General features: G+C 65.9%; 15 protein-coding genes. 4 read left to right on the top strand and 11 right to left on the bottom strand.

Features of this window, described 5'->3' with window-relative positions; translation table 11 throughout:
- Positions 1 to 93: 93 nt before the first annotated feature.
- From QX041_RS33640 to QX041_RS33625, 4 genes are all read right to left on the bottom strand, one after another.
- Positions 94 to 1,095: an ABC transporter substrate-binding protein gene (locus QX041_RS33640; RefSeq protein WP_316168077.1), complete on the bottom strand. Its 1,002-nt coding sequence runs from the start codon at positions 1,093 to 1,095 to the stop codon at positions 94 to 96.
- A gap of 318 nt (positions 1,096 to 1,413) precedes the next feature.
- Positions 1,414 to 1,866 carry a hypothetical protein gene (locus QX041_RS33635; RefSeq protein ID WP_316168069.1) on the bottom strand — a complete coding sequence of 151 codons (453 nt, stop codon included), beginning with the start codon at positions 1,864 to 1,866 and terminating at the stop codon, positions 1,414 to 1,416.
- Positions 1,867 to 1,887: 21 nt separating this feature from the next.
- A complete protein-coding gene (locus tag QX041_RS33630) occupies positions 1,888 to 5,070 on the bottom strand; it encodes a multidrug efflux RND transporter permease subunit (protein WP_315825428.1) in 3,183 nt (1,060 codons plus the stop codon).
- 324 nt (positions 5,071 to 5,394) lie between these two features.
- Positions 5,395 to 6,630 carry an efflux RND transporter periplasmic adaptor subunit gene (locus QX041_RS33625; protein WP_316168068.1) on the bottom strand — a complete coding sequence of 412 codons (1,236 nt, stop codon included), beginning with the start codon at positions 6,628 to 6,630 and terminating at the stop codon, positions 5,395 to 5,397.
- 190 nt (positions 6,631 to 6,820) lie between these two features.
- Here QX041_RS33625 and QX041_RS33620 point away from each other — a divergent pair, with 190 nt between their 5' ends.
- A complete protein-coding gene (locus tag QX041_RS33620) occupies positions 6,821 to 7,438 on the top strand; it encodes a TetR/AcrR family transcriptional regulator (RefSeq protein ID WP_315753348.1) in 618 nt (205 codons plus the stop codon).
- A 118-nt stretch (positions 7,439 to 7,556) separates the two neighbouring features.
- Positions 7,557 to 9,032: a M81 family metallopeptidase gene (locus QX041_RS33615; protein WP_316168067.1), complete on the top strand. Its 1,476-nt coding sequence runs from the start codon at positions 7,557 to 7,559 to the stop codon at positions 9,030 to 9,032.
- A 259-nt stretch (positions 9,033 to 9,291) separates the two neighbouring features.
- Here the strand turns inward: QX041_RS33615 and QX041_RS33610 are convergent, their stop codons facing one another.
- Positions 9,292 to 10,917 (bottom strand): MFS transporter, encoded by a 1,626-nt coding sequence (locus QX041_RS33610; RefSeq protein ID WP_316168066.1) that lies wholly within the window; start codon positions 10,915 to 10,917, stop codon positions 9,292 to 9,294.
- The gene (locus tag QX041_RS33605) at positions 10,904 to 12,028 is read right to left on the bottom strand and encodes an HlyD family secretion protein (RefSeq protein WP_315753354.1); all 1,125 of its coding nucleotides are present in this window, start codon (positions 12,026 to 12,028) and stop codon (positions 10,904 to 10,906) included. Before QX041_RS33605 ends, QX041_RS33610 begins: the two co-directional genes overlap by 14 nt.
- 602 nt (positions 12,029 to 12,630) lie before the next feature.
- Here QX041_RS33605 and galE point away from each other — a divergent pair.
- Positions 12,631 to 13,626 (top strand): UDP-glucose 4-epimerase GalE, encoded by a 996-nt coding sequence (galE, locus tag QX041_RS33600; protein ID WP_316168064.1) that lies wholly within the window; start codon positions 12,631 to 12,633, stop codon positions 13,624 to 13,626.
- A 38-nt stretch (positions 13,627 to 13,664) separates the two neighbouring features.
- Here the strand turns inward: galE and QX041_RS33595 are convergent, their stop codons facing one another.
- Entirely contained in the window at positions 13,665 to 13,937 is a 273-nt protein-coding gene (locus tag QX041_RS33595; protein WP_315753358.1) for a hypothetical protein, read from the bottom strand.
- Positions 13,938 to 14,148: 211 nt separating this feature from the next.
- Positions 14,149 to 15,417: a sensor histidine kinase gene (locus QX041_RS33590; protein WP_316168063.1), complete on the bottom strand. Its 1,269-nt coding sequence runs from the start codon at positions 15,415 to 15,417 to the stop codon at positions 14,149 to 14,151.
- Between the two features lie 622 nt (positions 15,418 to 16,039).
- Here QX041_RS33590 and QX041_RS33585 point away from each other — a divergent pair.
- Positions 16,040 to 17,044 carry a Crp/Fnr family transcriptional regulator gene (locus tag QX041_RS33585; RefSeq protein ID WP_316168062.1) on the top strand — a complete coding sequence of 335 codons (1,005 nt, stop codon included), beginning with the start codon at positions 16,040 to 16,042 and terminating at the stop codon, positions 17,042 to 17,044.
- A gap of 78 nt (positions 17,045 to 17,122) precedes the next feature.
- On the opposite strand, the gene QX041_RS33580 is transcribed toward QX041_RS33585, so the two are convergent.
- From QX041_RS33580 to QX041_RS33570, 3 genes are all read right to left on the bottom strand, one after another.
- A complete protein-coding gene (locus QX041_RS33580) occupies positions 17,123 to 17,872 on the bottom strand; it encodes a Crp/Fnr family transcriptional regulator (RefSeq protein ID WP_316168061.1) in 750 nt (249 codons plus the stop codon).
- A 191-nt stretch (positions 17,873 to 18,063) separates the two neighbouring features.
- Complete coding sequence (gene trpS, locus QX041_RS33575; RefSeq protein WP_316168060.1) at positions 18,064 to 19,104, bottom strand: tryptophan--tRNA ligase; 1,041 nt, start codon at positions 19,102 to 19,104, stop codon at positions 18,064 to 18,066.
- A 264-nt stretch (positions 19,105 to 19,368) separates the two neighbouring features.
- A complete protein-coding gene (locus QX041_RS33570) occupies positions 19,369 to 21,003 on the bottom strand; it encodes an ABC transporter substrate-binding protein (RefSeq protein ID WP_316168059.1) in 1,635 nt (544 codons plus the stop codon).
- Positions 21,004 to 21,383: the final 380 nt, after the last annotated feature.

Raw genomic sequence — 21,383 nt, 5'->3', positions numbered from 1 at the left:
CGGCGCGGACCTCGCCGGGACTCATGCACGAGGAGGGCAGGCGCGCGTCGCGACGACGATCATCGCGCGCCCGGTTTGCTGAAGCGGCGAACCTCAGCGCGCGAGCCAGGCGTTGAAGCGCTTCGACAGCTCTTCAGAATTGTCGGTCCAGAAGCCGACGTCGAGCGCGATCGCCTGCTTCAGGTTGTCCGGCGTGGTCGGCAGCTCGGCGGCGAACTTTTCCGGCACCAGCTTGGCGGCGGCGATGTTCGGCAGGCCGTAGGCGATGTATTCCGGCAGCTTGGCCTGGTTCTCGGCCTGGCTCGCAAACGCGATGAAGTTCATCGCGGCATCCTTGTTCGGCGAGCCCTTCAGCACCACCCAGCTGTCGACCGCGTAGATGCTGCCCGGAAACACGAAGCCGAAATGCTTGCCCTCCGTGCGGTTGATGGCGCTGATGCGGCCGTTATAGACCGAGGTCATCGCGACCTGGCCGGACGACAACAGCTGCAGCGGCTGCGCGCCGGCCTCCCACCACACGATGTCGGCCTTGAGCGCGTCGAGCTTCTTGAAGGCGCGCTCGACGCCCTCCTTGGTCTTCAGCACCTTGTAGACGTCGCTGGCTGGCACGCCGTCGGCCATCAGCGCGAATTCGAGCGTGTATTTGGCGCCCTTGCGCAGGCCGCGCTTGCCCGGAAACTTCGCCGTGTCCCAGAAGTCCGCCCAGGTCTTCGGCCCATCCTTGATCTTGTCGCCGTCATAGGACATGCCCGTCGACCACACGATGGCGCCGACGCCGCAATCGCTCACGCCGGCCGGGATGAAGCCTTTCTTGTCGCCGATCTTGCTCCAGTCGATCTTCTCATAGATGCCGTCGCTGCAGCCGAGCTCGAGCTCCTCGGCCTCGACCTGCACCGCATCCCAGTTCGGCACCCCGGCCTTCACCTTGGCCTGCAGCACGCCATAGCCGCCGTCCCAGCTCTCGTCGAGCACGGTGGCGCCGAGCTTGGCGGCGAACGGCTGGAAGTAGATCTTGCGCTGCGCGTCCTGATAGTTGCCGCCCCAAGACACCACCGTGAGATCGCGCGCCTGCGCCGCCGCGGCGACGCTCAGCATGGCTGCCGCCGCCACCAGCACCGTCTTCGAGACGGGGAGGGCCGCGCGTGGCGTCCCGTTCGACACCTTCACACCCGTGGGGCTGGTCCGCCGTGAAAACATGCTCGATGATCCGTCGCGCTTTGAAAGGTTCAAAAAAGCTATCGGCTGTTCCCAGCCGTGGCAAGCGCGAGTTTTGATCGTGAGATGATGCCATTTTGGCGCTAGGCGCCGCGCCGGCCGCGTTGCGGCAGGGCGTGTTGAGATCGTCCGCTGCCGGCGCATGGTCTGGTCCGGCGGGGGTCACGCCCCCGGGGACGTGTTTGGAGCGTTGCGGTCCTACAATCCGGCGCTGCAACCTTGATCGTCCGGGCAGGCAAGCGCCGGCACCGGTTCGCTCCCCGCCGAATTGTCGACGACGAGACCGAGCGCCGGTGTGCTCGTCGCCCGCGCACGGGTCGGAGCCGGCAGCCGCCGCGATGCACCGTGGGCGCCGATGCGTTCAAAACCCTCTGCTGTCTTCATCAGTCTGGCGGCGACAAGATGATTCAAAAAATCCATGTTGCAACTCCGTGTGGTCAAATGACCCGGCGGCCTGGTGCGGGACAGGCCGCCGGGTCGGCGCAACGTGCTGGAGTTGGCGTCCTCCATCTCGCTGCGCTGGTCTGTGATCCGTTTCACAGTCGTGTAGAATTGATCGTGAATCGGATCATCCGTGGAGCGTGATCGGGACGCCGGCTGCCATTTGTCTCTACGAATCAAGAGACGATCGCGTTTCCGGGCGCTCGACATCACGCGCGTTCACATTCTTGTTTACTCCGCGGGTTGAGCCGCCACCGTGCCGTGGCCGCCATGCTGGGTGAGGGGCTTCATGCCGGTCAGCGTCCGCAGCAGCACGTAGAACACGGGCGTCAGGAACAGGCCGAACACGGTGACGCCGATCATGCCGGAGAACACCGCGACGCCCATCGCGCGCCGCATCTCCGAGCCGGCGCCGGTCGAGAGCACCAGCGGCAGCACGCCCATGATGAACGCCATCGACGTCATCAGGATCGGCCGCAGCCGCAGGCGGCTGGCCTCGATCGCGGCGCGCAACGGCGTCCGCCCGGCGAATTCGAGCTCGCGCGCGAATTCGACGATCAGGATCGCGTTCTTGGCGGAGAGGCCGACGAGCACGATCAGGCCGATCTGGGTGAAGATGTTGTTGTCGCCCTTCGAGAGGTAGACACCGAACATCGCCGCCAGCAGGGCCATCGGCACGATCATCAGGATCGCCAGCGGCAGGGTCAGGCTCTCATACAGCGCGGCCAGCACCAGGAACACCAGCAGGATCGCGAGCGGAAACACCCACAGGCCGGAGTTGCCGGCGATGAACTCCTGGTAGGTCAGGTCGGTCCATTCGAAGGCGAAGCCGGGCGGCAGCACCTCGGCCGCGACCCGCTCGGCGGCCGCCTGCGCCTGGCCGGAGGAGAAGCCGGGCGCCGCTGCCGCGTTGATATCCGACGACAGGAAGCCGTTGTAGCGGATGGCGCGTTCGGGACCTGCGCTCTGTCGCACGTTGAGCAGCGCCGACAGCGGCACCATGTCGCCGGAGGCGGAGCGCACCTTGAGCTGGCGGATATCGTCGGCACGGGCGCGGAACGGCGCGTCGGCCTGCACGCGCACCGAATAGGTGCGGCCGAACTTGTTGAAGTCGTTCACGTAGTAGGAGCCGAGGTAGATCTGCAGGGTGTTGAACACCTCCGTCACGGGGACGCCGAGCTGCAACGCCTTGGTGCGGTCGATGTCGGCGAACAGTTGCGGGACGTTGACCTGGAAGCTCGAGAACACGCCGGCGATCTCCGGCGACTTCTGCAGGCCGGCCATGAACGCCTTGGTGACGTCGTTCAGAGCCTCGTAGCCGAGGCCGGCGCGGTCCTCGATCTGCAGCTTGAAGCCGCCGATGGTGCCCAAGCCGTTGACCGGTGGCGGCGGGAACATCGCGATGAAGGCGTCCTGGATGCCCGCATATTTCTTGTTGAGCTCCATCGCCAGCGCGCCGCCGGACAGCGATGGATCCTTACGCTCGTCGAACGGCTTCAAGGTCGAGAACACGATGCCGGCATTGGAGGAGTTGGTGAAGCCGGAGATCGACAGGCCGGGGAAGGCGACCGAGCTCTCGATCCCGGGCTGCGTCAGCGCGATGTCGCTCATCTTGCGGATCACCTCCTCGGAGCGGTCGAGCGTGGCGCCGTCCGGCAGCCGCGCGAAGCCGACCAGATACTGCTTGTCCTGGCCCGGCACGAAGCCGCCCGGCACCTGCTTGAACAGCACGGCGGTGGCGCCGACCAGCAGGACATAGAGGATCATCACCGCGGCCTTGCCGGTGATCACCTTGGACACGCTGCCGCTGTAATTGTTGGAGGCGCGGACGAAGGCGCGGTTGAAGCCGCGGAAGAACCAGCCGAGACTCTGGTCGAGGATGCGGGTGAGGCGATCCTTCGGCTCGTGGTGGCCCTTGAGCAGCAGCGCCGACAGGGCCGGCGACAAGGTCAGCGAGTTCACCGCCGAGATCACGGTGGAGATCGCGATCGTCAGCGCGAACTGCTTGTAGAACTGGCCCGTGAGGCCGGAGATGAAGGCGAGCGGCACGAACACGGCGACCAGCACCAGCGCGATCGCGATGATCGGCCCCGACACCTCGCGCATCGCTTGGTAGGTGGCGTCACGCGGCGACAGCCCGCTCTCGATGTTGCGCTCGACATTCTCGACCACGACGATGGCGTCGTCGACGACGATGCCGATCGCGAGCACCAGGCCGAACAGGCTGAGCGCGTTGATCGAGAAGCCGAACAGATGCATCACGGCGAAGGTGCCGACGATGGAGACGGGCACCGCCAGCAGCGGGATGATCGAGGCGCGCCAGGTCTGCAGGAACAGGATCACCACGATCACGACCAGCACGATCGCCTCGAACAGCGTGTGCACGACGGCCTCGATCGAGGAGCGCACGAACTGGGTCGGGTCGTAGACGATGTGATACTCGACGCCCTCCGGCATCGTCTTCGCGATCTCCGCCATGGTGGCGCGGACGTTGTCGGAGATCTGCAGCGCGTTGGAGCCCGGCGCCTGGAAGATCGGAATCGCCACCGCCTGCTTGTTGTCGAGCAGCGAGCGCAGGCCGTATTCGGAGGCGCCGAGCTCGATGCGGGCGACGTCGCGCAGCCGCGTGATCTCGCCGTGAGCGCCGGTCTTCACCACGATGTCGGCGAACTGGTCCTCGTTCGACAGCCGGCCCTCGGCATTGACCGAGAGCTGCAGGTCCAGCCCCTTCACGCTCGGCGAGGCGCCGACCACGCCGGCAGCGGCCTCGACGTTCTGCGCCTGGATCGCCTTGACGATGTCGCTAGCGGAGAGACCGTGCTCGGCCGCCTTCTGCGGATCGACCCAGACCCGCATCGAATAGTCGCCGGCGCCGAACAGCTGGACGTCGCCGACGCCGTCGATGCGCGCCAGCCGGTCCTTGACGTTGAGCACCGCGTAGTTGCGCAAATAGGTGGTGTCATAGCGGCCGTTGGGCGAGATCAGATGCACGACCATGGTGAGGTCGGGCGAGCTCTTCTTGGTGATCACCCCGAGCTGGCGCACCACGGCGGGCAGCCGCGGCTCGGCCTGCTGCACCCGGTTCTGCACCAGCTGCGTGGCCTTGTCCGGATCGGTGCCGAGCTTGAAGGTGACCGTGAGCGTCATCGCGCCGTCGGTGGTCGCCTGGCTGCTCATATAGAGCATGTTCTCGACGCCGTTGATCTGCTCCTCGATCGGCGTCGCCACCGTCTCGGCGATCACCTTCGGATTGGCGCCGGGATAGGTCGCACGCACCACCACGGAGGGCGGCACGACGTCGGGGTATTCGGAGATCGGCATGGAGAACAGCGCGATCAAGCCGCCGAGGAAGATCAGCGTCGACAGCACGCCTGCGAAGATCGGCCGATCGATGAAGAATTTGGAGAGGTTCATGGGAGGCCCCGTGGTCGGGAGAGGTCGGTCGTCGTTATCTGACTTGGTCTAAGGGCTGGCGCGGTGCCCACCCTCCCCTGGAGGGGGAGGGTCGGCTCGCATGAGCGCAGCGACATGCGAGACGGGGTGGGGTGGCGGCCCCTCCGCGCGTGCGGTGCTCGACTGAGACGAACCCGCGACGCACGGATGGCTGAGGAGGTGCGAGCAGGTTTTCACCAACTGAGACCGTCACCCCACCCCGCCGCGCGCTGTGCGCGCGTCGACCCTCCCCCTCCAGGGGAGGGTGGGCATCGCGTGTGTGGTGACCGCCATTGTCGATCATGATCAGCGCTGCGCCAGTCGCTTGTTGTCAGTGGCCGCCCCATCGCGTGCGCCCATCGCGGCCACCTGCGTCTTCAACAACGCACCTGGCCGCACCCGCTGGAGGCCATTGACCACCACGCGCTCGCCGGGCTTGAGGCCGGCGGAGATGATGCGCAGGCCATCGACGCTGCCGCCGAGGCTGACCGGGCGATAGACAGCGCGCTCGTCGTCGCCGACCACCATCACGAATTTCTTGTCCTGGTCGGTGCCGATGGCGCGCTCGTCGAGCAGCACCAGCGATTGCTGCTGCGGCTGGCCCATGCGCACGCGCGCGAACTGGCCGGGGATCAGCCGGCCGTCCTCGTTCTTGAACACGGCGCGGACGCGGATCGTGCCGCTCTGCCCGTTGACCTGATTGTCGATCAACTGGATATGGCCGGATGCCGTGATGCCGCCCGAGGTCGTCATCTCGACCGGGATGCGGTCGAGATTGCCGCGTTTGCCCGAGCCGTCGGCAATCGCCGACAATGCGCGCAACACCAGCTCTTCGGTGGCGTCGAAGCTCGCATAGATCGGGTTGACGGACACCAGCGAGGTCAGCACCGGCGAGGCCGACCCGGCGGCGACGAGGTTGCCGACCGTGACCTCGATCCGGCCGACCCGGCCGTCGACCGGCGCGCGCACCTGCGTGTAGTCGAGATTGAGCTTGGCTGTCTGCAAGGTCGCTTCGGCGGCCTTGACGTTGGCGATGGCTTCGCGATTGCCGTTGTCGCGCTGGTCGTAATCGCGCTTGGTCACGATGGAATTGCCAACCAGCTGCGCGCCGCGCTCCAGTTCGTTGGCGGCGAAGGCGGCGCGGGCGCGCGCCGCTTCCAGTTGCGCCTGCGCCCGGTCGACCTCGGCGGCGTAGGGCGCCGGGTCGATCTTGAACAGGACGTCGCCAGCCTTGACCAGCGAGCCCTCGGTGAAATTGGTGCCGAGAATGGCACCGGCCACCCGCGGCCGGATCTCGACCCGCTCGACGGCTTCAAGCCGGCCGGAGAACTCGTCCCACAGGCTCGCCTGGCGCGGCTCGACGACGGCAACCGTAACGGGGACGGCCTGTTCGGGGGCCGCAGCGCGGGCCGCATTCGGCGCGGAACTGAAGTGGAAATATTGGGAGCCGGCGTAGGAGCCGGCGGCAATCACCAAGCCGGCGGCGACGGTGCTCAGCCACCGCTTCAGGCGGCCGGAAGAACGAATTTCGGACGAAGGCATTGGCGCGCTCCAGATTTGTAGTGCTCGCTACAAATGTGGCGCTGGCAACCCGTTCGCAAGAGACTTATGTAACGGATACTACGAAAATAGTAGCCCGACTTTCGGCGGACTGCGCCAGATCAAAGAAATCACGTTCAAGAACAACTAGATAAGAATCAGACGGGGCGGAGACGGAACAGGAGTTTTGCAGATGGGCATCGGACGGCCCCGGACTTTCGATCGCGACACCGCGCTGGACCAGGCGATGGAGGTGTTTTGGCGCCATGGCTATGAGGGCGCCACCATCGCCCAGCTCACCGACGCCATGGGCATCAACCCGCCCAGCCTCTATGCCGCGTTCGGCAGCAAGGAGGCCCTGCTCAGGGCCGCGCTCGACCGCTACACGGCGCGACGGGAGGCCTGGATGGACGAGGTGCTGAGCGCGCCGACCGCCCGCGAGGTCACCGCGCGGATGCTGATGGGCGTCGCCGAGAAACAGACCGATCCCTCCAATCCGCCCGGCTGCCTGCTGGTGCAGGGCGGTCTCGCCTGCGGCTCCGGCTCGTCCAACGTGCCGTTCGAGCTCGCGGCCCGCCGCGCGCAGACCGAGGAGCAGCTCCGGCACCGTTTCGAGCGCGCCAAGCGCGAAGGCGATCTGGCTGAAGCCGCCGACCCCGCTGCGCTCGCGCGCTATGTTTCCGCCGTGATCACCGGCATGAGCGTGATGGCGTCGTCAGGCGCCGACCGCGAGGCATTATCCCAGGTCGCCGTCGTCGCGATCAAGGCGATCGAGGATCAGTCGGTGAGGGCGCCGGCGGCGGCGAACTGATCGACATCATGCGCTGAGCGACGGGTGCTCTGCCGTCGCAAAGTCTTGTGCTCGTGGGCGCGATGCGATCCCCTGCGGCCGCCTCATTGTCATCGCGCGAACCAAGAGCAATTCCTCCATGCGTGTCTTCTCCGCCGCCCTTGCCACCGAGACCAACACTTTTGCGCCGATGCCGACGGGGCTCGCGACCTTCCACGAGCGCGCCTACTTCCCGGCCGGAACGCATCCGGACAAGATGCAGATGCATGGCGGGCCACTATGGGCGGCGCGGCAGGTCGGGCCATCGAAAGGTTGGACCTTGATCGAGGGGCTGGTCGCCGCAGCGGTGCCGAACGGGCTCGTCACCCGCGCCGCGTTCGAAACCCTGCGCGACCAGATCCTCGCCGACCTCGAAGCCGCGCTGCCGGTCGACATGGCGTTGATCGGCCTGCACGGCGCGATGATCGCCGACGGCTATGATGATTGCGAGGGCGAGCTGCTCGCGCGCATCCGCGACATCGTCGGACCCGATGTGGTCATCGGTGCGACGCTCGACCCCCACGTTCACATGAGCGAGCTGATGGTCAGAAGCGCCGATCTTCTGATCTGCTGGAAGGAATATCCGCACACCGACATTCTCGAGCGGGCCCAGGATCTGGTGAAACATTGCACCGAGCTCGCCGAGAAGCGGCTGAGGCTGCAGAAGGCCCTGGTCGACACCGACATGATCGTGACCCTGCACACCACGCGCGAGCCGGTGCGCAGCTTCGTCGACCGCGTCACCGCGCTGGAAGGCAAGGACGGCATCGTCTCGGCCTCGATCGTTCACGGCTTCGGCTGGGGCGACACGCCGTCCATGGGCACCAAGGTGCTGGTCTATAGCGATGCCGCCGTCGATCCCGATGGCGCCAAGGCGCAGGCGCTGGCGCGCAAGCTCGCGGACGAGCTGATCGGCATGCGCGAGGCGGTGACCGAACGCATGCCCGGCGTCGATGCTGCGCTCGACCAGGCCTTGGCGAAGGACGGCACCATCGTGCTCGGCGATGCCAGCGACAATCCCGGCGGCGGTGCGCCCGGCGATTCCACGTTCATCCTGCGCCGGCTGCTCGACCGCAACATCGGCAATGCCTGCCTCGGTCCGCTCTGGGATCCGATCGCGGTGCGCATCGCCTTCGATGCCGGCGTCGGCGCCAAGCTGCCGCTGCGGATCGGCGGCAAGATCGGGCCGCTGTCGGGTGATCCCGTCGATGCGACCTGGGAGATCAAGGCGCTGAAGGAGAATATGGTGATGACGGGCCTTGCCGGCACGCCCGCCAAGCTCGGCGATTGCGCGTTGATCGGGAGCAATGGCGTCGAGGTCGTGATCACCACGTTCCGCTGCCAGGCGTTCGGCACCGACTTCTTCACGCAGCTCGGCTGCGATCCTGCCACGCGCAAGCTCGTCGTGGTGAAATCCGCCCAGCATTTCCGCGCGGCATTTGCGCCGATCGCGGCCGACATCATCATGGTCGATGCGCCCGGCGTGGTCGCGCGCGACGTGACGACGTTGCCCTACAAGAAGATCAAGCGTTCGAAATGGCCGCTCGATGAGTTGCCGCAATCATCGCGAGCATGATGTCCCAGAATGCGACGATCATCGCACCGCCGTTAACGTTCGGAACGCGGCTGGAACGAACCGCGTCCGAATCGCTTGCGAATCACGGTTTGAGATCTGTTCACGGCTAGATGTCGTAGCTCTCGGAGATGGCGCGCAACATGCAGCGCCGGCGATTCTGATCGTGCGGCTCGGCTTTCGTCAGAAGGTTAAAGGCGCAGAGGCGCGCCGGCGTTGTTGGAGAGAAGGCGACGCCCCAGCATGCTGCGGGCGGGCCCGCTCACGTCGTCGACGTTCCGAACCGTCGCATCCACGCCGCCCTCAGACCGATCGGTGCTGGCGAGAACGGGCCCGGCGGCGCGCGCGTGATCAGGGCGACCAGCAGGAGCGCGGCGATCGCGAGCCAGAAGCACAGCCAGAACGCATCGAGATAAGCGAGCACGTTGGCCTCGCGCTGCACCTGTGCGGCCAAGGTCCCGACGGCGCGGGCCTTGGCCTGGCCGCCGCCATGCGCGGCGAAATAGCCGGTCAGTCGTTGCAGCGCGCGCGCGACGTCGAGATCGCCGCTCTGGATGTTGAGGCCGAGATAGGCCGAATGCACCTGCTCACGCACCCGCAGCCACGTTCCCATCAGGGCGACGCCGATTTCGGCGCCGCCGAGCCGCATCACCTGGATATAGGCCGCAAAGGACGTCGCTCGCGCCGGATCGGAATTCGACAGCGCGAGGATGATGATCGGAAGCAAGGTCAGGGCCTGTCCGATCGACTGCAGCACGACGATGACGATGAAATCCTCGCGCGCCCAGGCATGGGTGATCTGGGTGCCGAGCAGATTGGCCGCCGCGAAGGCACTGAGACCGAGCACGACGACGATGCGGGGATCGAGATGGCGAAGCAGGACGATCGACAGCGGCACCAGCACGACCATCGGCAGCGCGCCGTAGAACAACAGCAGCGAGCCGCTCTGCTCCGGTCGCAACTGCGTGATGGTGACGAGGAAGTTCGGCACCAGCGACGCATTCGAGAGGCTGGTCAGCGTGTAGAGCAGGATCACGACCAGCGACAGCCCGATGTTGCGCGAGAACAGCACGTTGAAATGCGCCCATGGCTGCGGGGCGAGCGCCTCGTTGACGAGGAACAGGACGAACAGCGCGGCGCCGCCGCACAGCAGCGCCATCACCGTGCCCGATTGCAGCCAGTCGAGTCGGTTGCCCTGGTCGAGACCGGCATAGATCATCGCCACGGCGCTGCCGAGCAGCAGCATCCCGCCCCAGTCGGCGTTCTCGAGCAGCGCGCGGTTGACGGGCTCGGCCGGGGTGCCGAGATAGACCATCAGCGCCATCAGCGGCGCCAGCACGACGCCCTGCCAGTACAGCCACTGCCAGCCGAGATGCTCGACATAGAAGCCGACCAGCGAGGTCGAGGTATCCAGCGCGAAGCCGACCCGGATCGCATAGATCGAGATCGCCGGCAGCCACCAGCGGATCGGCAGGTTGCGGAAGATGATCATGAGCGTGGCCGGCACGAAGGTGCCGAGCAGCATGCCGTGCAGGATCGCGAGCGCGATCAAGGTCGGATAGTCGCGCACGAACGGAATGATCAGGGACAGCACCGCATAGATCAGGCTGGGAATACCCAGCACACGGCGCAGACCGAACACGGTCGCGAGCCACGCCACGGCCGGCGCGATGACGATCTGCGAGCCGATCGCCGCGGTGGACAGCCAGGCGCCCTCGTCAAAACCGAGCGAGAACGCGCCGCGCAGATCGGGCAGGCCGACCGAGGTCAGCCGGCTGTCGAAATTCGCCAGGAACGAGCCGAGCAGGACGGCGCCGACGGCAAACAGCGGATGCGCCGCCTGGCCGCCGCGCGACAGCGGTCCGCGATCGGTCTCACTTGGCGCCATCGGCCTGGCCGTTGGTGCGGATGTGGGTCACGACCGACATGCCCGGCAGCAGCCGCGCGAGCAGCGGCTGGTCGCCGTCGAGGGCGATGCGGACCGGAATGCGCTGCACGACCTTGGTGAAGTTGCCGGTGGCATTGTCGGGCGGCAGCAGCGCGAATTGCGAGCCGGAGGCCGGCGCGATCCGCTCGACGCGGCCATGCAGCCTCTGGCCCGGGAACGAATCCACGGTGATCTCGACCGGCTGGCCGGGCGCGACATGGGTGAGCTGCGTTTCCTTGTAGTTGGCGATGACGAAGACATGCGGCAGCGGCACCACCGCGATCAGGCTGCTGCCGATATTGACGTAGTCGCCGACCTGCACCTGGCGCTGTCCGACGACGCCGTCGAATGGCGCGGTGATCCTGGTGTAGCCGAGCTTGAGCCGCGCGGCGGCGAGCGCGGCCTTGGCGCCGGCGAGATCGGCGCCGCGCTGCTTCTTGGTGCCGGTGAGCACCTCGAGCTGATGACGCTGCGCGGCGATCACCGCGCGGCTCGCGCGCACGTCCGCCTGTGCCTTGGCATAGGCGGCCGTTGCCTGTTCCAGCCGCTGCTTGGTACCTGCCTCGCTCTGCGACAGCGACTGCTGGCGCTCTTCCTCCTGCCTGGCCTGCACCTCGGCCGCGCCGGCCGAGACCTGCTGCGCCTCGGCCTGGGCGATGGTCGCGTATTGCAGCTCGACCTGGTTGCTGAGGTTGTCGAGCGCCGCCTGCGCCGCTTCGACATTGGCCTCGGCCTGCGACACCTGTGCCTCGTAGTCGGCCGGATCGATCTGGACCAGCAGGTCGCCGGCCTTGACCTGCTGGAAATCGCTGACCGCAACCTTCGTCACCTCGCCGGCCACGCGGCTCGAGAGCTGCGTCAGGTCGGCGCGCACATAGGCATCGTTGGTCGATTGGGTCGTTGCGTTGCCGGTCCAGGCGTTCCAGCGCGTGGTCGCGAGCGCCACGAAGGCGAGCGCTGCGATCACCGCAAGCAGTGGAATGCCGAGACGCGCCCAGAGCCCGGGCGCCGCGGCGGGCGGCGTCGATGCAGCGCGCGCCGCCGCGTCGACGTTGCTCGGTGTTTCACTCAAGGGACGCCTCCTGCATCGGCCGACGCTGATCAGTCCGACGACTCGTATCCCATTCTGCGCCGCGTGCCACCTGGACTCTGGGTTGTGAGCCATGCGTCGCGGGGCATGGACATCTGCGCGCCGAACGGAACCCGCGGGCGATCGGACCGTGATGAACCAGCTAACAGGCCAGCAGGTTGAGCACAGGCACAGCCCGCGATCGCCGCGCCGGGATCGCGCCAACGACATCGGCGCCGGATTCGCTGCCGCGACCAGCCCGCGCCTGATGTCCCAGAATGCGACGTCGCGCGCGCTCACGTTAACGTTCAGAACGTGACTTGAACGAACCGCGTCCGAATCAGCGGCGCAGCCCGGTACGAGGTCTGTTCACGGCTAGATGTCGTGCCGTCATCGCGTGACATCAGCTATTCGGCGTCACTTGACCGCAATTTGGACGACCGGCTGGGTGCGAGAGCGTTAAGAGCACGGAGCGGCCTGCCGCCAAGCGGTTGTCGGTGACGCCGGCCGGCGCGCGCTGCCCGGTTGCAGCGGTCGCCTCGCTGGGTCACATTTCTCATCCGCGACTTGGGTCCAGCCGTTTGCTGATCAGAAGGCTTTCATGCATGGGTCACAACGGAGCGATCCTGGTTGCCGGCGGCGCCGGCTACATCGGGGCTCATTGCTGCAAGGCTGTCGCCGGGGCCGGCTACGTGCCGATCTGCTATGACAATCTGTCCACCGGCCATCGCCGCTTCGTGCGATGGGGACCGCTGGTGGTCGGCGACATTGCCGACAGCACCAGAGTGGCTGACACCATTCGCGCCCACGCGGTCGACGCGGTGATGCACCTGGCCGGGCCGAGCACGATCGGCGAATCCGTCGCCGATCCGTCCAAATATTATCTGAACAACGTCGTCGGTACCTTGGGCCTGCTGCAGGGCATGCGCGAGGCCGGGTGCGCGCGGCTGGTGTTCTCCTCGACCGGCGCGGTCTATGGCGACGCCGGGCGGGATCCGATTCCCGAGAGCGCCGCGGGATCGGCCCTGAATCCATACGGCCGCTCGAAATACATGATCGAGCAGATCCTGGCGGACTATCAGGCAGCCTACGGCCTGTCGGCCATCGTGCTGCGCTACTTCAACGCCGGCGGCGCCGACGCGTCAGGCCTGATCGGTGAGTTGCGCGATCCCGAGACGCACCTGATCCCGCGAGCGCTGATGGCGATCCTCGGCCACGTGCCGGACTTTGCGATCTTCGGCACCGACTATGACACACCCGACGGGACCGCCGTGCGCGATTACGTTCACGTCGACGATCTCGCGGCAGCCCACATCGCGGCGATGGAGCGTCTGCTGCAGACCGGTTCGGGTGGCACCTACAATCTCGGGACCGGCCGCGGCCATTCGGTGCGCGAGATCGTCGATGCAATCGGCAGGGAGACCGGCGAGCGGGTCCCGCTGGTGGTGCGCGCGCGCCGCGCCGGCGATCCACCGGTCCTGGTCGCAGATCCCCATCTTGCCCAGCAGGAGCTCGGCTTCGCGGCGCATCGGTCCGATCTCGGCACGATCATCCGCTCGGCCTGGACCTGGCACCAGACCGCGCACCCCCGGATCGCATGAGGCCGATGCCGCGTGCCGGGGGCTCGTCGGGGAAGCTGTTACGCCGCGGCCGGCGGCGTGTGGGCGAACTCGTCCACGAAGCTCATCTCCGCGCGCTCGTCGTCGACCGACCAGCAGCCGATCTCGGAAGCGCCCCGGAAGAAGTGGACACTGTGGACCGGTGAGCGGAAGTCGTCGCCGCGAATGATCCGGAGCAGGGTCTGCGCCACGCGGCGGTGATCGCCGGGGAGCCTGAGGTCGAAGAATGCGTCGCCATAGCCCGGCAGGATGGTGCCGGCCGAATCGCGAACTTCCATGCGCAACTGTGCCATGCTCGCATTCAACGACAGCAACGGTTTCCGCCCGGTAAATGCCGCCGTGCCTGCGCAGGTGGTCTCACCATGGAGCGCGTAGCGCGCTGGTCGCCATCAGCGAAGCGTGGACGAGGTGCTCTGACAAGAGGCGCCGTTCGAGCAAGCGGCCAGCCTTGTCAGCAGCGGATCGCATCGGCCGCGGTGGCCGTTGGGATGATCGCGCAAGGGATCACCGGGCCTTCTCCAGCACCGGGCGCTCTGTGGTGACGAGGGCTGCCGGGACAACCGCTTCATTGCGGGGGAGGATCGGCAGTTCGAACAGGACACGCGTGCCAGTCGGCTGGTTGGCGCTCAGGGTGAGACGGCCGCGAAGCTGCTGGACCATCCCCTTGATCATCCGGAACCCCAGGCTTGTGCGCGGTTGATCGATGTCGAAACCATCGGGCAGACCGACGCCCTGATCGGACACGCTGAGCTGCAGGCAACCGTCGATGTCGCGGGCGGAGATGTCGATCGGTCCGTCCTGGCCAGGATAGGCATGTTTCACGGCGTTGCTGACCAACTCATTGAGCAGGAGACCGAGAGGCACGGCGTGATCGGCCGACAGCCGCATCGGATGGGCATCGCAGTTCAGGATACGCGCTCCCGCGACGCGTTGCAGCCTCTTGCAGAAGTCTATGAGGAAGACGTCGACGTCGATGAAGCCGATCTGTGATGCCCGCGAGAGATGATCATGAACCTGTGCAATGGCTGCTACGCGCGATCCGGCCTCGCCGAGGGCAAGCTTGGCCTCAACGGAATCCGTCCCGAATGCCTGCACCCGGAGCATGGCCACGACGGAAGACAGGCTGTTCTTGACGCGGTGACCCATTTCGCGCGTCAGCATGGCTTGATGGTCCAAGGCGTCCCGGAGCCGCGTCTCCTCATGCAGGCGCTCGATTGCAATCCCGACGATGTCGGCGAATTCGGTGAGGAAGGCAGCGTCCGCCTCGTCGAAGCGGCGGGGGGGCGGACTGTCGACCTGGAGCACGCCGAAATAGCCGCCGCCTCGTCCGCCGCGATCGATCCGGACGCTGATCGACGTCTTGATGCCGCGGTCTACTCGAAGCCCCGGTATCTCGAAGCGACCATCCGGGGGAGCGCGACCGGTGATGATGGCTTGACCCGTCTGGAAGGCGCGCCCGGCAGGCGAGGTACTGTCCACGACGAACGATGATTGTTCGACCGAGCTCGGCCATCCGTACCCCGCGCGGACCAGCTGTCTCTTTCCGTCCGCCACGAATTCCATCACCATCGCGAACGGTGCATTGAGGCCCTTGGCACCGAGCGCGGCGGCGCGCTGAAGAGCGACGTGGATGTCGCGGGTCTGCAATGCAGCACGACTGAATTCGGCGAGCGCAGATTGTTGGATGAGCCTGTAGCTGCGCATGTCATTCCGGACGCCCGCGCGCTCGAGAAGGATCGGAAAAGCGGTATCTTGGCTCTGATGTCCCAACACGCGGATTCTCCAAAACAGAACGCACCCCGACTACAAATTCCCCGCGGCTCTCTTCCTTACGATTTGATATTGTAGGGCTATTGTGTTGCCGTTCACCGGCCGGAGTCTGAGCAAAAGCGGACATGGTCCAGTTTGCCGCAGCGCAATTCGTCGCGAGCCGGATCGAGGCGAAAGGCGCCCCGGCTCGCGTCGAGGGGGCGCTTGGCAGTTGCACCTGACGCTTGCCGTGCCCGCGCGCTCGTCCAGAGGACCTTCCACGGAGAGCGGGCACCGGCGCCGCGGCGCGACGCGCGCTCTTGCAGCCCGTCAGAGGGTGGGCGGCACCATCCTCACGGAAACCGCCATATGCGCGATCGGCCAGCCTTGAGCCGGGCGGCAGGCCGGGTTGGCGCGCCGGCCAGATCCGCTCATTCGGCGGCCATTCTTTTGGGCCGCTCGGTGGTGTGGCCCACCGACAGCGAGCCGTGGGGCGTGTGACAGATGGATCCCGTCGAAGGGGTGTGTCCTGTCCGAATCCGTCAACGACCTCAATTTCATCCGTGAATGCCTGCGTCTGGCGGCGGATTTCACGCAACTTGCGCGCGATGCCGTCGATCCGGACCTGCAGGCGCATTGTCTGCGGATGGCCGCCTTCTGGACCGATCGGGCCGCCGGAAATCCCGGCGCGGAATCGGACGATCCGAGTCAGGAAATCGCCGGATGCGCGATGAGCGAGCAGGGCCGTTGTTGCGGCGCGGCGGGGGAGCCTTGCGTGCGGGAGCTCGTGAGCAATTTTGCTCAGACTTGCCGGTCGAGAGCGCCCAAGAAACGGGGGCGACGGCGCGGACAGCCGCCTCTGCGCCGTGGCCTCCGTCCCTCATCGTGGCTTGTCAGTTTTGGAATGATCAAGGCGCAAACCGATCGCGATCTGCGGAGCAATCAGCTGCTCGATGCCCTGGCGCCGGACAGCCGCGGCCGGATCGAGCCGCACCTCGAGCCCGTTGATTTCAAGCTCGGCGCCGTGGTCTGCGAGGCGGGCGGCCATCTCCGGCATGCCTATTTCCCGAGAGGATCGGTGTTGTCGCTGTTGACCGTGCTGGAGAACGGCGACGCCATCGAGACGGCCAATATCGGTCGCGAGGGCGCCTTCGGCCTCTTCGCCGCCATGTACAGCCGGGCCTCCTTCAACCGTTGCATCGTTCAACTCGAAGGGCATACCGTCCGGTGTCCGATCGAGCTGCTGCAGCACGAGTTCGATTCCAGCGAACATGTGCGCAATCTTCTCGTCAGCTACTCGGAGACGCTGCTGTCCCAGGTTCAGCAGACGGTGGCCTGCAATGCGATGCATTCGACGGAAGAGCGCATCTGCCGATGGCTGCTGATGATGCACGACCGGGCCGAAGGGGCGGTGCTTCCGTATACGCACGAGTTCCTGTCGCAGATTCTCGGGGCCAATCGCAAGTCGGTGACGCTTGCCGCGCAATCCATGCAGGCGGCCGGCCTGATCAGCTATCGTCGCGGCACCATCCAGGTACTCAACCGGCCCGGCCTCGAGAAAGCCTCGTGCGAATGCTACGCCATCGTCAAGCAGCGGTTCGATGCGTTTCTCCAGCCGCCTACGACGGCGGTGCGCAGTCAGCTGCAGTGATATGATGGTGGCAATGATGTGATGGTGGCGTGGATCGAGCCGAGCAGGGCGGCCCCAGCTCGATCTCGCGATGCCCGGTCACAAGCTCTTCAGCGGACCTTTGCCTCCGACCGACTTGTCGCCTGCGATATGCGGCTGATCGTGCAGGACGACGTTCAGCAGGGAGCTGTTGATCTCGAGGTGACCGTTGTAGTCGATGAAGCCCAGCTTGCGGAACTTGTTCATGAAGTGACGGACGCGCGAGCGGGTGGTGCCGATCATGTCGGCCAGCATCTCCTGGCTGACCTTCGCGATGACCCGCTGCGGCTTGCCGTCATTGCCGAAATTGGCCAGCAGCAGTAGCGCCCGCGCAAGGCGCTTCTCGCTCGAATTGAACAGCTGATCGATGAGATCGGCCTCGACGCGGATCGTGCGGGCGAGAATGTGCGAAACGAAGATCTCGGAGAACGCCGGCTGCTCACGCAGGGCGCTCAGCGCGGCCGATTTGGTGATCCGCAGGATTTCGCTGTCCGTGATGGCCGACGCCGCCGACAGCCGATGAGACTGGCCGGCCAGGCAGCCTTCGCCGAAAAAGTCGTCCTGCCCGAGCAGCGCGATGACCGCCTCCTTGCCCTGCTCGGAATGGACGACGATCTTGACCGTGCCGGTGATGATATAGAACAGCACATCGGCGGGGCCGCCCTGAGAAAAGATCTGCTGGTCCTTTCGGTATTTCCCGATCGTCCGGCCTGGGCCTTCGGTCTTGAGGAACACCGCCGGATCGAAAGCCTGCTTCCTTGGCGGCGGCTTTGCGGCCGTCTGCGGCTTTACGATGGGTCGCTTCGCCATGTGTTCTCCCGGGTGAAACGCGAGTGCTGGATACTTCGAAGCCGGATCTCGGCATCACGGTTGGGCAGGCGCGAACACAGCATAGCGCCTTTCGCGGACGCTTGACAGCGCGGCGTCTATTTCAACGGGACACGCACAGTCGCTTCGTGTTCCAGTGACGCAGCGGAGCGAGAATTAGTTAATTCATGTTATCAAGCATTGGCACCGCGTCGCTCATGCAGCGCGAACAGGCCCAGTGCCTCGCGGACGTCACGCAAGGTCGCATCGGTAACGGTGCGCGCCAGTCGGGTGCCGCGCCTGACGATCTCGAGAACGTGGCCGGGATCACGTGCAAACGCCGCCCGCCGGTCGCGGATCGGCGCGACCACGGCCTGCAGCACGTCATCAAGTCGCTGCTTCACGACGCTGTCGCCGAGGCCACCGCGGACGTAGCGCGCCTTCAGGTCCGCAACCGCCGCAGGATCGTCGTCGAACGCGTCGAGATAGGTGAAGACGACATTGCCCTCGACGCGGCCCGGATCGGCGGCCCTGACGTGGCCGGGATCGGTGAACATGCGGCGGACGGCATCGCGAATCTGGTCCGCGGTGGCGGAGAGCGGAATCGTGTTGCCCTGTGATTTGCTCATCTTGGCCTTGCCGTCCACGCCAGGCAGGCGTCCGACGCTCGGGATCAGTGCGCGTGCCTCGGGGAGCACTTCCGTGCCCGCCTGGCGGTTGATGCGGCGGACGATCTCGTTGGTCTGCTCGATCAGCGGCGCCTGGTCGTCTCCGACCGGCACGATGGTCGCCTTGAAGGCGGTGATGTCGGCGGCCTGCGCAACGGGATAGCACAGGAAGCCGGCCGGAATATCGCGGCCGAAGCCGCGCGCCTGGATCTCGTCCTTGATGGTCGGGTTGCGCTCGAGCCGCGCCACCGTGACGAAGTTCATGTAGAGCAGCGTGAGATCGGCCAGCGCCGGCAGGTGCGATTGCAGGCAGATGGTCGTCATCTCCGGATCGATGCCGACGGCGAGATAGTCGGTCGCGATCTCCAGGACGTTCCGGCTCACCTTGGCCGGATCGTGGGCGTGGTCCGTGAGCGCCTGGGCATCGGCCAGCAGCAGGAATTGCCGATGCGTCGATTGCAGCGCGACGCGGGTTTGCAGCGAGCCGACATAGTGGCCGAGGTGCAGCGGGCCGGTGGTTCTGTCGCCGGTCAGGATGACGGGACGTTCTGGCATTGAGAGTGGCATCGTGGTTCTCCAGGAGTGAGAACCGCCGCTCGATCGAACTCTTCGATGCTGTTGATGACAAGAACCGCGTCGCAGGCCGATGAACGGCGGCGACGGGCGAATGAATGACGAGGCCGTGCCGCTCCTAGATGGAGCGCCACCACGTGTTCGCGTGCAAGGTCTCAGTCTTGATCATGCGACCGATATGGCCGAAACCGCCGATGAATGCAACCCGCTCAGGCACGCTGCGCAGAGCGCGGCCTCAGGCCAGTTCAGCCATTCCGCCTATTCGAGATCAATCGCATGATACTGGCCGGTCTTGTCGAGCTGCGTGCCCCAGACCTTGTGCAGCGCCTGGTGGTCGGAGGGGCCGAAGCTCACCTTCGATCCGACGCCCAGCTCGTAATTCTGCATCGATTCGAGGACATCGACCAGCGTTTCCGTGTCCACCGCGGGACCGGCGCGGCGCAGCCCTTCGATCAGGATGTTGGCCGTGAGATAGGCTTCCAGGGACGAGTAATCCGCCGGCTCTCCCGGAAAATATCTGTCGAGCGCCTTCTTGTAGTTCAGGGTGACGGACGCGTAGCCGTCGACCGCGGGCGTGACCTGGGTGCAGATGACGCCGTCCGCATAGCGCGGGCCGAGCACCATCAGCTCACTGGCGAGGCCGGTGCTGCCGACGCCGGAGATCGTCGCGTAGGTCATGTCCGGATAGAGATCGCGGGTCTTCTCGATGAACTTGGCCGCGGCGCGAAAGGTGGCGACCAGCACCACCGCCTTGATCGCATGCTTCTGCCGCCGCAGTTGCGCGATGGCCTCGTCGACATTGACGGTGTTGCGGCTGTAGCTCATGCGGAAGGCGTCGCCCGCGCCGCCGCGCAGCCCGTGCATCGCCCTGCTGACGCCCTCCCACCCCGCGTCGCCATAGGCATCCTGCTGGGTGAGAACTCCGATCTCCTGCGGACGCAGCTTGCGGATCTTGACGAGATAGTTCACGAGCGCATGGGCTTCCTCGGCGTAGCCGGCGCGGTAGTTGAAGACGTAGCGGTCCGGCGGATCGCGGCGAAGCGAAGGAGCCCCGGTGAAGGCGCCGAAGTACAGCGCATGATGCTCGAGCGCGTACGGCACCGAGATCAGGGCCGTCGGACTGCCGTAGTTCTCGACGAATCCGAACACCTTGTGCTGCTCGTAAAGCTCCTTCATCGCGTTCAGCGTCCGCGTCGGCTCATAGGCATCGTCGGCCGTGTAGAGCTTGAGCTGCCGGCCATGCACACCGCCTTCCTCGTTGACCTGAGCGAATGCGAGGTCGATGCCGAGCTTGAGTTGACGGCCCATCTCCCTGGCCGGCCCTGAAAACGGCGCCGCCATTCCGAAGCTGATTTCGGTATCGGTCACGCCCTGGACCGGGGCGCGCGTGCTGGTCGGCTGCGCCGACGCGGCATTGGCCACTCGCGTGTCGAACTTCGGCACACGGTCGTCCTCCCTCAGCGGCACGTTCTGGTCCGGCGCGACCGCCGGAGCGGCGCTCGCGAGCGCTCCGGTCCGGAGAGTATCCTGGACTGGCGCAACGGTCTGCGCGGCTTGGACCGGCGGCGATGGGACTGTTGCCGTCGTTGTCGCCGCCGCGCTGCTCTTGGCGGAGAGCGCAGCGGTCCACCGCGTCGGAAGTCTCGTCGCTGCAAAGCCGGCCACGCCCGCGGCAACAGCCACGAGCCCCATCACGCTCAACGCGCCGAGGAGACGCCGTTCCCGTGGCGGCGGAGGAACCTCCTGCACGCCGTAACGGGACGCGAATTCAGCAGGGGTAGGCCGATCGTGCTCGTCGCGCCACGGTTGTTCATACAGCGGACGCCGGCCGTCGTCGTAGCCGGACGGGAATGGCGGATCGCGGTCGTCATTGGGCGCACGCAGATGTCTCACGATTTTCCCCTTGGCTCGCGCGTCATGGACTCGTTGGAGTTTTTTCTGGATCGCGCGGCATACGCTGCAGGTTCTGCCGGCCGGATGAGCGTGGCCATGCGCCGAGATCTGCACATGTCACACGAACTAACACTCGTCGTCGAGCGTCGGTGGAACGGCAGTTCCAGACATGTTGTCTGGAACAAGTCCGAACGTCGGCATGATACTGCGAAGCAATGGGGCGGTTGTTTGTTCTCGCCGTCAATTCCAGCTGAACAAGGAGGGAGCCGCGCCGCCATGGCAGCAAATTGGCTCTGACAGCAAGCAGGAGAGAAGTGCCGTGAAGCAGTCGGACTTGTTGTTGGCATCAGCATCCGATGACGCTGCGCCCCCGACGCCGA

The sequence above is a fragment of the Bradyrhizobium sp. SZCCHNRI2009 genome, assembly GCF_032485115.1.
In the GTDB taxonomy this organism is placed as follows: domain Bacteria; phylum Pseudomonadota; class Alphaproteobacteria; order Rhizobiales; family Xanthobacteraceae; genus Bradyrhizobium.
This window is presented reverse-complemented; position numbering and strand designations above follow the sequence as displayed.